The sequence below is a fragment of the Flavimarina sp. Hel_I_48 genome (assembly GCF_000733945.1).
GTDB lineage: Bacteria > Bacteroidota > Bacteroidia > Flavobacteriales > Flavobacteriaceae > Leeuwenhoekiella.
The window spans coordinates 1,055,001-1,067,505 of record NZ_JPOL01000002.1 but is presented as its reverse complement, the minus strand read 5'-3'; the positions used below and the strand labels follow the sequence as shown (position 1 = coordinate 1,067,505).

The following is a 12,505-nucleotide window of genomic DNA, read 5'->3' as shown; positions in this document are numbered from 1 at the left end:
ATGAAAAAATATATTAGAAATATAATAGGTGTAGCATGCTTGGCTTCATTAATAGGTTGCGAAGATGACTTCTTAGACGAACAACCGACCGGATCAATTATTAATTCAGAACAGTTAGCTGATGCAATTGAACTAAATCCTGAATTGGGTGAAGGTACTCTAACGGGTATTTACGCTACCATGTTTACAACAGGGACTGGGGGTACAACCTCTCAGACTGATTTTGGACAGAAAGGTTTTGATATTTATGGAGATATGCTTGCTAGTGATATGGCTTTGACTACTAGTAGTTACGGCTGGTATAGATCGTCTATAACAGAGTATCAATCACCAGTAGACTTTACACGAAATGAGAATTATCAAGTTTGGCGTTACTATTATAGAATCATTAATCAAGCGAATTTGATAATTGATAGTTTTGGAGGTAACGATGCTGTTCCTGAGTCAGAAGATAACAAATATACATTGGGACAGGCCTTTGCCATGCGTGCGCATTCTTACTTTTATTTATCTCAATACATGATAAATGATGTAGAAGCTTCTTTTAATTCAGAAACACTACCAATATATACTGAGCCCGGTTTTGTTGGTAATCCTAAATCAACAACTGCCGAAGTGTATGCACTTATGGAAGATGATTTAAATAAAGCAATTGAATTTTTAGATGGATATGCTAGACCGTCAAAAACACAAGTAGATAAGGCAATTGCGCAGACCATTTTAGGTTATGTCCTCGCTTCTAGAAGAGACAGATGGCAAGATGTAGTAACAGTAACAGAAAACGCTCTTGCAAATACTACTGCGTCACCTATGGATACAACTTCTACAGTAAATGGAATTAAAGGTGGTTTCAATGATGTTAATGCCACTGGTTGGATGTGGGGTGTGGATCTTAATAATGATATTGGTTTATCTCTTGTATCTTGGTGGGGGCAGATTGATGCATATTCTTATGGGTACGCGGCTATTGGTGATAATAAAGCTATGGATGTAAATCTTTATAATAGTATGTCCGAGGATGATGTTAGAAGAGAACAATTTTTAGATGATTCAGAATCTCCGCGATACTTACAACCTTTATTTAAATTCTATGATTCAGATAGGGTTATCTTTGGTAGTTCTCAAATTGTTAAAGCAGACTATATTTATATGAGATACGAGGAAATTGTATTGTTAAATATTGAAGCCTTAGCACAATCAGGTCAAGAAGGTGCTGCAAAATCTGCACTTAAAGATTTTGTTTCTACTAGAGTTGACGATCCATCATTTGTTGATGCTTTGAGCGGACAAAATCTGATAGATGAAATATATAAACAGACCCGTTTAGAATTTTGGGGGGAAGGAAAAACATACCTGGCCTTAAAACGTAATCGAGGTACAGTAGAAAGAGGTGCTAATCACTTATCCTTAGTAGGAGAATCGATTTCTTTTGATGATGAACGTATGACTTTTGAAATTCCTCAACAAGAAATACAGGATAACAATAATATTACAAGTCAAAATTAAGGTTTTTTTTATCGAAGTATCTAAAAACCACCGCAACTGCGGTGGTTTTTTTTTGAAACCTGTTCTTTTAAATATGGATTTTAATCTATACAAATACGGCATTACTTATTTCAAAATAATCCATGTTAAGATATGATTTCGGATTTCATTAGATTTCTTTTGATAAAATCAGGATTTTTAAATTTTAAGCTTATAGAATATTAATTTCTGAATATTTATTGTTTGTGATTGTAATTGTTGTAAACAAGAAATAAATACTTCATGTTTGCAATAGGCTAATTCAAACAATTTCATATGAAAACAAAAATTACATGGTATTTTGTCATGGGGTTCTTCCTATTGACACAGTTTGCCTTTGCGCAACAAAAAACGATTACCGGTACGGTGACAGATAATGAAAATATGCCCTTGCCGGGTGTAAGTGTTATGGTACGGGGTACTACAAAAGGTGCTCAAACAGATTTTGATGGGAATTATTCCATATCTGCCGAAAGAGGTTCCACTTTGGTATTGAGTTATATAGGTTTTAAGCCTACAGAGATTTTAATAGGGGATTCAGACACCTATGATGCATCTTTACAAGTGGAGACCGGAGAACTTGAAGAAGTCATCGTCATGGGGTATGTTTCTAAGCGACGCGAGGATCTTACAGGATCTACCGTTCAAATTAACTCTGATGAACTTCAACAAACTCCAATGGCTTCTGTAGATCAGGCTTTACAGGGTAAAGTTGCGGGTTTACAAATTTCTAGTTCCTCTGGTACTCCTGGTGCCGTACAGAACATTAGAATTCGAGGTGTGAGTTCGATAACAGCGGGTAATGAGCCGCTTTACGTTATTGATGGTGTTCCTATTATAAATACCAATTCTGCAACGAATAGCGCAGGTGATGCTCTCGCAACATCTTCACTTTCGCCTTTGGCAAGTTTAAACTCCAATGATATTGAGAGTATGACAGTGCTTAAAGATGCGTCTGCAACTGCTGCTTATGGTGCAAGGGGATCAAATGGTGTTATTGTTATTACAACAAAATCAGGTAGGAGTGGGAAAACTGCTATAAGTGTAAGTTCTTACTACGGGTTTACCAATAACGCGATAGATGGGCCAGAACCTTTGTCTGGATCCCAACGTGAGACATTATATTACGAAGGTTTGATGAATAGTTATGGGCTTAGTTCTATGGCAGAAGCAAGAACGTACGCTGTGGAAACCTTAGGTGACCGTGCTGGATATGGAGCATGGAATGCTGCCGGACGACCAAGTACAAACTGGAAGGATGTTGTAACGAATAGGGATGCAACGATTCAGGAACATACAATATCAGCAAATGGCGGAAGCGAGGATCATACATTTTATTCCTCTTTGGGCTTTTATGAGCAGGAAGCTACCGTTGTGGGTGCAGATTTTGAACGGATTTCAGGAGCATTGAATGTTACTCAAAAAATATCTGATGATTTTGAATTTAGTTCTTCTAATACCGCTTCGCATTCCTTTCAGGATGGTCTTCTAGAAGGTAGCGCTTACTTTTCATCACCTCATAGTGCGAAATATTTCATGTCCCCTTTAGATCAGCCTTATAATGACGATGGATCATATAATTTAAACACTGGCTTACCTAATCCTCTTTACATCGCAGAAAATGATATAGATCAATCGCGTTTGACGCGTATTCTTTCCAATAATACACTGAGATGGGATATTCCTGTTGAGGGTTTATCATTTACTTCAAGAGCATCAATAGATTATCAGGTTTACAACTACAAATCTTACAACAATAGGATTTCAGGTGATGGTAGTGATACCGATGGAGGTAGTTTTGAGATCAGTAGAAATAGTGCTATTTATGTTTTTCAGAACTCATTAGATTATGTTCTGAACCTTGGAGATCATAATATGGATTTCAAATTGCTTCAGGAATATCAAAAATACAATAGTCGCTATCTTTCTGCCGATGGGGATAACTTTGTTACCGATGGTCTTACCAATCTTGCTTCCGCGGGTAATCCTACAGGCGTAAATTCTCAGTTCAATGATTGGGCAGTGGCATCGTATTTAGGTACTGCTTCTTATAATTATCAGAGTAGGTATATTTTAAACGGTACCTATCGAAGAGAAGCGAATTCAAGGTTTGCCAATGAAAACCGTTGGGGTAATTTCTGGTCTGTAGGAGCTGCCTGGAATTTACATAGGGAATCTTTTCTTAAGAACAACGACCTTTTAAATAATTTAAAGCTTCGCGCATCTTATGGTAAGACAGGTAATGCAAATATAGATACTAATCTTTATCAGGTGCTGTTCAACTATGATGCTGATTACGCAGGCACTGGAGCTTCTTATCCCGCAGGTTATGGTAACGAAGACCTGAGTTGGGAAACCAGCTATACTTTTGATACAGGTGTAGAATTTGGTTTGTTCCAAAATAGAGTGACCGGTTCGTTTGCTTATTATAGAAGAGAAACTGAAGATTTATTACTTGAGGTTCCATTATCGTTCACAACCGGATTTTCTGAACAAACCAGGAATGTAGGACGAATGGAAAACAAAGGTTTTGAAGCTGAACTTAGTGTCGATGTGGTACGTTCTAATGATTTTAATATTACCCTGGGAGGAAATATTGGAACGGTAAAGAACGAAGTTCTTGAAGTTTCACTAGATGCCAATGGTGTAGAAATCCCGGTTACTAATCCTAATTCTTCTTATCAAAGATCTACTTCTGGAACTATGGTTTATGAATGGTTCCTCCCTACTTGGGCTGGTGTAGATCCTGCAACTGGTGTAGATACGTATTATACTGATGGAGTGGGTAGTGAAGTTACTACAAGTTATACACAGGCAAATCGTGTTTATCAAGGTAGCAGTGCGCTGCCAACTTTGACTTCTGGGATAAATCTTCATGTCGATTTTAAAGGGTTTTTCCTTGATGCTTCAGGATATTATGCAGGGGGACATAAAATTTACGAATCTTGGCACCGGTATTTAAATCAGGGTAATAGATATACTACAGAAACGTATAATGGATATACTGATTTATTAGATAGATGGCAGTCGCCTGGTGATATCACCCGTGTTGCCAAGGTAGTAGATGAATATCAGCCCTGGACTTACAATTCTAAATTTTTGCATGACGGTGATTATTTCCGCCTTAGAAATGTTACAATAGGATATGATGTTAATGCAGATGCCTTAGCAAATATCGGTGTAAGTAGTGCGAGATTATTTGTTAGGGGTACAAATCTTTATACATGGGTCAAGGACGATAATCTATCTCACGATCCAGAAGTTGATGCAACTGGTTTTACGAGTATAACAACTCCTCCTATTAAGTCCGTTGTATTTGGTGTTAACTTAAAATTTTAAATTGATATGAAAAGATATATATATAAATTCTATACTGCAATTCTGATGTCGGCATTAGTCGCGATGGGATCCTGCACTACTGAGGATCTGGATCCTTCTTTAGAACAATCAAAAAGATCTGATAATGCCATTCTTACTGTAGGGGATATGGAAGGACTTGTAAAAGGGGCTTACAATAGATTTTCTCAGGCAGGCTATTACGGCAGGGATTATCTTGTTACCAATGAGGTACGTACTCCAAATGTATTTGCAAATGGTAGTTCAGGCAGATTTACTACAGAGGCCGCTTTTGCCTACTTGCCCAGTTCTACCTATATGTGGGACAATGCATATTCTGTAATCGCTGTTGCGAATATCCTTATTGCTACTGATGTATCTACTTTGGACGGGGACCTGGCTTACGGAGAGCATATAAAAGGACAAGCTTATGCTATCAGGGCATTGGCACACTATGATTTATTATTAACCTATGGTCAGCAAAATGTAGGTGGCGATTTGGGAGTGCCCTATGTAACTGCGTTTAAGGGAGGGGATGATTTTCCATCGAGAGGCTCCATAACTTCTAACGTAGATAATATTTTAGGGGATCTTCAAGAAGCCTTCAACCTTATGGATCCAAATTATTTTGATGCTTCAAAGGAGTTTATTTCAAAATATAGTGCAAAAGCTATTGAATCGCGTGTAGCACTTCAATTCGAAAGATGGGAAGTTGCGCGTGATGCAGCAGAACAGGTTATTGAATCTGGAATATATTCAATAGCTCCAGCAGATACTTATGTTACCTCTTTTGATGAAGATGGAGGAGTAAATTCAATCTTCGAAATCGCTCAGAGTACAACTGATTATCCTGGTTCTGATAGAATAGATTTTATTTACCGTGGCTCAACATATGGTGATATTGAAGTGATTCCAGAAGTTTTGGATATATATGATGAAGATGATGTTAGGTTGAATATATTTGGTTATGAGGATGATATGTTAAGAAATATTGGTAAATACCCTAATATAGAAGCGAATATTAGCGTAATAAGATATGAGGAGGTTGTACTTGCTTATGCTGAGGCGCTGTTTAAACTAGGTCAGAGTGGAGAGGCTTTAACTTGGTTAAATACGCTGACTGCTGCTCGTAATGCTGAGCCTTACACAGTAGCTAGTAGTGATACCATTCTTTTAGAACGAAGGAAAGAGCTGATATTTGAAGGCCTTTATTATTGGGATCTTCTGCGAAATGAAATGGATATAGAAAAAGTATCTCCACTTCAAAACCTTGCCGCAACTGTTCCCTATGGTGATTATCGAATGGCGTATCCTATCCCTCTTAGTGAAATAGATGCGAATTCAAACATTACACAAAACACGGGTTACGGAAATTAAGGGAATTGAAAATAAATAATTATACAAACCGCTTCATTAAATATGAAGCGGTTTTTTGCATTTAGGGAATGCCAGTAGAATCTTGATTGGTGAAAACCCTAATATTTCGAATTTATATACATTTGAAAGTGGTAGGCTATATTTTGGTGTTATTATAGTTTCTACCCTAAATTGTATTGTTTTACTTTCAAATAGGTGGTTTTTCTTTTGCCATACTTTTAAAATCATATTTTCGTTAAATACTATACATTTGCTTTTAATACAAATGAATGAAAAACACGCTTACACTTTTAGGGTTTTTGCTTATCTCTTTTATTCAAGCCTATGCTCAGGTAAGAACCGTCGATAGTACCTCTACTCAAAATGAGAGTTCACAACGAAGTTCCCTAAGAAAAGACCCCAACGAAAAAGATAAACGCCCCAGGCCTCCGGTAGATCTATACAAAATTATATCCATTGAGAATGACACTACCGTGGTGGATACATCACTTACTATAGAAAAGTTTTACAAATACAATTACCTTAGGCGTGATAATTTTGAGCTGTTGCCATTTGCAAATACGGGTCAAACCTATAATACGCTGGTTTATACTTTTGATGAGCAAAGTTCAATGCCATTATTTGGTGCACGTGCGAAGCATTTCAATTATATGGAAGTTGAAGATATTCACTATTATGAAGTGCCAACGCCGCTGACAGAACTTTACTTTAAAAGTGTTTTTGAGCAGGGGCAGACCCTGGATGCATTTTATACAATGAATACAAGTAAACAGTTCAATTTTTCTATAGGGTACAAAGGGTCTCGTAGTCTTGGGAAGTATCAGAATATTCTAACAAGCACTGGCAATTTTAGATTTGCTTTTAGTTACCATACTAAAGACAAGCGTTACAATCTAAAGGCGCATTTTGCGGCACAGGATTTATTGAACAATGAAAATGGCGGAATAACAGAGCAAGCGCTTTTGAATTTCCAAAGTAACGATGGTCAATTTGACGACCGTTCTACCCTTGCTGTGAATTTTGAAGATGCCGAAAATATTATGATAGGAAAGCGGTTTTTTATTGACCATTCTTATGAATTACTTCTTCAAAGAGATTCCGTGCCAGGCAATAGTTTCAAAGTAAGTCACCGGTTGAATTTTACTGATAAATTTTACCGCTATGATCAGACTTCGCCTTCGGCACTTTTTGGAGATTCCTTTCAGGCATCTAACTTAAGGGATCGCGTAGATTTGGAAGATTTTAATAATCAGTTATCAGTAGTATTTTCTAACCCTATCTTAGGTAAGCTTGGAGCCAGTTTGAGTCATAGCCATTATGATTACGGTTACAATTCCGTACTTATATTAGAAACTGGCGATCGTATCCCGAATAGGCTTACGGGAGATATAATCGCAGCTGGGGCCAATTATGACAAAAAAATAGGAACTTTTGATTTTAGAACAGATGCACAAATAAACGTTAGTGGTCCTTTTGACGGGTATAACCTGCATGCCCAGACATCTTATAATTGGAAAAACAAGGCAAAATTTGAAGCGGAGCTCATTGCAAACTCAAGGGCTGCTAATTTCAATCACTTACTGTATCAAAGTAGTTACAGCAATTACAATTGGTTTAATGAACCTCAGTATAGTAATGTAAAGACAAATACGCTGAAAGTGGGTATAAAATCTGAAAAGTGGATGGATCTCGAAGCTAGTTTTTCATCCATAGATAACTATGCTTACTTTGCTATTGATCCATCAGATACTTTGGTAAATTCTTTTCAGGCAGGTGAAAGCGTATCGTATTGGAAGGTAAAAGCACACAAGCAATTTAATTACGGTAAGTTATCACTTGATAATACGGTCGCTTATCAAAATGTAAGTAGTGGTGCCGATTATATGAATGTGCCAGAACTTACGATCCGCAATACATTGTATTATACAGATGAATGGTTTGATAAAGCACTATTTATTCAGACAGGTGTAAATTTTAAATATTTTAGTGCGTATTCAATAAATGCTTATGATCCCGTATTAGCAGAGTTCTATGTTCAGAACGATACAAATATTGGTGCATTCCCTTTAATTGATATTTTCTTTAATATGAAAATTCAGCAAACACGTGTATTTTTTATTGCTGAACATGTAAACTCTTCTTTTACCGGTAATGATTACTTTAGTGCACCCGGCTATCCATACCGTGATTTTATAGTACGGTTTGGTTTGGTTTGGAATTTCTTTTTATAATTAAAGATATTTATTTAGACTTATCCACGTTTGATTTTCTTTATACTGTGAAGTATTAAAATCTTTTGACAGTCTTGTTTTGCACTAAACTGTTCCAGTTTGCTATATAGAGAAGTGTAATACAACGATCTTATACATATAAATTGGTAAAAAGACCCTTTTAATAGGCCTTTTGAACTCAAAAATACCTTTTTAAAGTACTATTTTAAGTTGTCTGAAAGATTTGTAAAATATAATTTACTAGGGATTAACGTTTTATAAATTATTTGAAATTATCTGTTGTAAAGCTTGCTTCTAAACGAAAAGAGGTTGTATATTTGCCGTCCCGAAACACGAACAAAATGTGAGTCGGATGTTCACTGAAAAAAGAAATAAAATTTTTGAAAATAAATTGTTGCAGATATAAATAAGTTTTGTATATTTGCACTCCCAAAATAACGAAAGTTATTCAGGGTAAGTTCAGAGAGGAAATTTCAACTTTTAACCAAAAAAAATAATTAAAATTTTATTTGGTTTGTAAATAAAAAAGGTTGTATATTTGCAGCCGCTTTCACACGCACTGTGAGGGCAACAAAGACAAGCATGACCGCTTTAAAGGGTGGTAATTTGGAAAGGGTCTCGAAGCCCTCCATGCGGCAAGAGTGGGATCTTCATTGGTCCCGGTTCATTGAAATATTGAATTGACAACGCGTGAACCTCTTCATTGAGGGGAACGAATTAGGAAAAACATTAACGACCATTTTTGAGCAAACCGTCGCCCTTGGGCGATGGGGAACCGACAATCCCTGCATCGTGGATAGTATATAAGACACTACGATGAAGAGTTTGATCCTGGCTCAGGATGAACGCTAGCGGCAGGCCTAACACATGCAAGTCGGACGGTAACAGGGGGGCTTGCTCCCGCTGACGAGTGGCGCACGGGTGAGTAACGCGTATAGCACCTACCTTATAGTAGGGGATAGCCCAGGGAAACTTGGATTAATACCCTATGGCACCTTTCTGGCACATGCCTAGGAGGTTAAAGATTTATCGCTATAAGATGGCTATGCGTCCCATTAGCTTGTTGGTAAGGTAACGGCTTACCAAGGCATCGATGGGTAGGGGTCCTGAGAGGGAGATCCCCCACACTGGTACTGAGACACGGACCAGACTCCTACGGGAGGCAGCAGTGAGGAATATTGGACAATGGGCGGAGGCCTGATCCAGCCATGCCGCGTGCAGGAAGACGGCCCTACGGGTTGTAAACTGCTTTTGTACGGGAAGAATAAGGACCACGTGTGGTCCGATGACGGTACCGTAAGAATAAGCACCGGCTAACTCCGTGCCAGCAGCCGCGGTAATACGGAGGGTGCAAGCGTTATCCGGAATCATTGGGTTTAAAGGGTCCGTAGGTGGACCTTTAAGTCAGTGGTGAAATTCTGCGGCTCAACCGCAGAACTGCCATTGAAACTGAAGGTCTTGAATTGTTGTGAAGTAGCTGGAATATGTGGTGTAGCGGTGAAATGCATAGATATCACATAGAACACCGATTGCGAAGGCAGGCTACTAACAATATATTGACACTGAGGGACGAAAGCGTGGGGAGCGAACAGGATTAGATACCCTGGTAGTCCACGCCGTAAACGATGGTTACTAGCTGTCCGGCCCGATTGAGGGCTGGGTGGCCAAGCGAAAGTGATAAGTAACCCACCTGGGGAGTACGTTCGCAAGAATGAAACTCAAAGGAATTGACGGGGGCCCGCACAAGCGGTGGAGCATGTGGTTTAATTCGATGATACGCGAGGAACCTTACCAGGGCTTAAATGCAGTCTGACAGGGGTGGAAACACCCTTTTCTTCGGACAGATTGCAAGGTGCTGCATGGTTGTCGTCAGCTCGTGCCGTGAGGTGTCAGGTTAAGTCCTATAACGAGCGCAACCCCTGTGGTTAGTTGCCAGCGAGTAATGTCGGGAACTCTAGCCAGACTGCCGGTGCAAACCGTGAGGAAGGTGGGGATGACGTCAAATCATCACGGCCCTTACGTCCTGGGCCACACACGTGCTACAATGGTAGGGACAGAGAGCAGCCACTTCGCAAGAAGGAGCGAATCTATAAACCCTATCACAGTTCGGATCGGGGTCTGCAACTCGACCCCGTGAAGCTGGAATCGCTAGTAATCGCATATCAGCCATGATGCGGTGAATACGTTCCCGGGCCTTGTACACACCGCCCGTCAAGCCATGGAAGCTGGGGGTACCTGAAGTCCGTCACCGCAAGGAGCGGCCTAGGGTAAGACCGGTAACTGGGGCTAAGTCGTAACAAGGTAGCCGTACCGGAAGGTGCGGCTGGAACACCTCCTTTCTAGAGCTTCCCCGCCATTGGCGGGAAAGACACGGCGCAGGGGTATTGTTGTTCCCATAGCCAAGACGGTCGCTGATTTTTTTCCGTTGTCAATTCAAGATATTATTCGGGAGGATGGCCCTTTTCAAGGGGCCACTCCACCGATTAATGGGACAGTCTCATAGCTCAGCTGGTTAGAGCGCTACACTGATAATGTAGAGGTCGGCAGTTCGAGTCTGCCTGAGACTACTTTGTGCCTTAGGGTGCGGGAGGTCGAGGGTAATTTTACCGAGACACAAGTTCATATATAAATACTGAAGGAAATTTTAGAGGTTGGGTAGCCGTTATAAGTACTGTTAACTGATAACTGGTTGACAATTTACTATTATAATGGGGGATTAGCTCAGCTGGCTAGAGCGCCTGCCTTGCACGCAGGAGGTCATCGGTTCGACTCCGATATTCTCCACTCCCCACCTGACCTCCCCAAGGGGAGGGACAAAACAGGTGGATCCTTTATCCCCCTTCGGGGGCTAGGGGGAAACGTTCATTGACATATTGGGAAATAATTTAAGAATACGAGAGAAACAAATGCAAGTGGGCATTTACCTTACGTGACATGGCTTGCCATGTTAGTTATGGGGAGGTGCCCGCTGAAATTATAGATAGAACTCATTAGAATACGAATACAAAAGGCCAGGTTAATACCTGTGCCCTTGAAAGAGCAATTAGTACAATAAGCTAAACAAGGGCGTATGGGGGATGCCTAGGCTCTCAGAGGCGATGAAGGACGTGATAAGCTGCGAAAAGCTGCGGGGATTGGCACATACAAGTTGATCCGCAGATATCCGAATGGGGCAACCCAGCATACTGAAGGTATGTTACCCGCAAGGGGCAAACCCGGGGAACTGAAACATCTAAGTACCCGGAGGAAGAGAAAACAACAGTGATTCCGGTAGTAGCGGCGAGCGAAACCGGACTAGCCCAAACCGGGCGGCTCACGGGCCGTCCGGGGTTGTAGGACCACAACATTCAATACAGACAGAACTGGAAGCCGTTGGAAAGCGGTGCCATAGACGGTGACAGCCCGGTACAGGCAAAGAATGTAACGATAGTGGTATCCTGAGTAGTGCGGGGCACGAGAAACCCTGTATGAATCAAGCGGGACCATCCGCTAAGGCTAAATACTCCTGAGAGACCGATAGTGAACCAGTACCGTGAGGGAAAGGTGAAAAGAACCCGAACAGGGGAGTGAAATAGACCCTGAAACCATACGCCTACAAGCGGTCGGAGCCATAATGGTGACGGCGTGCCTTTTGCATAATGAGCCTACGAGTTACTTGATCCAGCAAGGTTAAGGTCTTAAGGACCGGAGCCGTAGCGAAAGCGAGTCTGAACAGGGCGACAGAGTTGGGTCGAGTAGACGCGAAACCGTGTGATCTACCCTTGGGCAGGTTGAAGCTGTGGTAACACATAGTGGAGGACCGAACCCGTTGACGTTGAAAAGTCTTGGGATGACCTGAGGGTAGGGGTGAAAGGCCAATCAAACTCGGAAATAGCTCGTACTCCCCGAAATGCATTTAGGTGCAGCGTTGATTTATAGTTTTATAGAGGTAGAGCTACTGATTGGATGCGGGGGCTTCACCGCCTACCAATTCCTGACAAACTCCGAATGCTATAAAATGTTGATCAGCAGTGAGGGCATGGGTGCTAAGGTCCATG

Annotated in this window: 4 protein-coding genes, 2 tRNA genes and 2 rRNA genes (1 of these 8 running past the window's edge); all 8 read left to right on the top strand. The window is 40.5% G+C overall.

Annotation, left to right across the window (positions count from 1 at the left end):
• Window positions 1-1,506 (top strand): RagB/SusD family nutrient uptake outer membrane protein, encoded by a 1,506-nt coding sequence (locus tag P162_RS04820; protein ID WP_031426101.1) that lies wholly within the window; start codon window positions 1-3, stop codon window positions 1,504-1,506.
• Between the two features lie 294 nt (window positions 1,507-1,800).
• On the top strand, window positions 1,801-4,863 hold the full coding sequence (locus P162_RS04815; protein WP_031426100.1) for a SusC/RagA family TonB-linked outer membrane protein: 3,063 nt from the start codon (window positions 1,801-1,803) through the stop codon (window positions 4,861-4,863).
• A gap of 6 nt (window positions 4,864-4,869) precedes the next feature.
• A complete protein-coding gene (locus P162_RS04810; RefSeq protein ID WP_031426099.1) occupies window positions 4,870-6,237 on the top strand; it encodes a RagB/SusD family nutrient uptake outer membrane protein in 1,368 nt (455 codons plus the stop codon).
• Window positions 6,238-6,506: 269 nt separating this feature from the next.
• The gene (locus P162_RS04800) at window positions 6,507-8,468 is read left to right on the top strand and encodes a putative porin (protein ID WP_081868377.1); all 1,962 of its coding nucleotides are present in this window, start codon (window positions 6,507-6,509) and stop codon (window positions 8,466-8,468) included.
• Window positions 8,469-9,281: 813 nt separating this feature from the next.
• Window positions 9,282-10,807, top strand: a 16S ribosomal RNA gene (locus P162_RS04795).
• A gap of 154 nt (window positions 10,808-10,961) precedes the next feature.
• Window positions 10,962-11,035, top strand: a tRNA-Ile gene (locus P162_RS04790).
• A 143-nt stretch (window positions 11,036-11,178) separates the two neighbouring features.
• Window positions 11,179-11,252, top strand: a tRNA-Ala gene (locus P162_RS04785).
• A 265-nt stretch (window positions 11,253-11,517) separates the two neighbouring features.
• Window positions 11,518-12,505: ribosomal RNA gene (locus tag P162_RS04780) — 23S ribosomal RNA — on the top strand; it runs 1,840 nt beyond the window's last position.
• Together the 16S and 23S rRNA genes with 2 tRNA genes alongside form the textbook arrangement of a ribosomal RNA operon.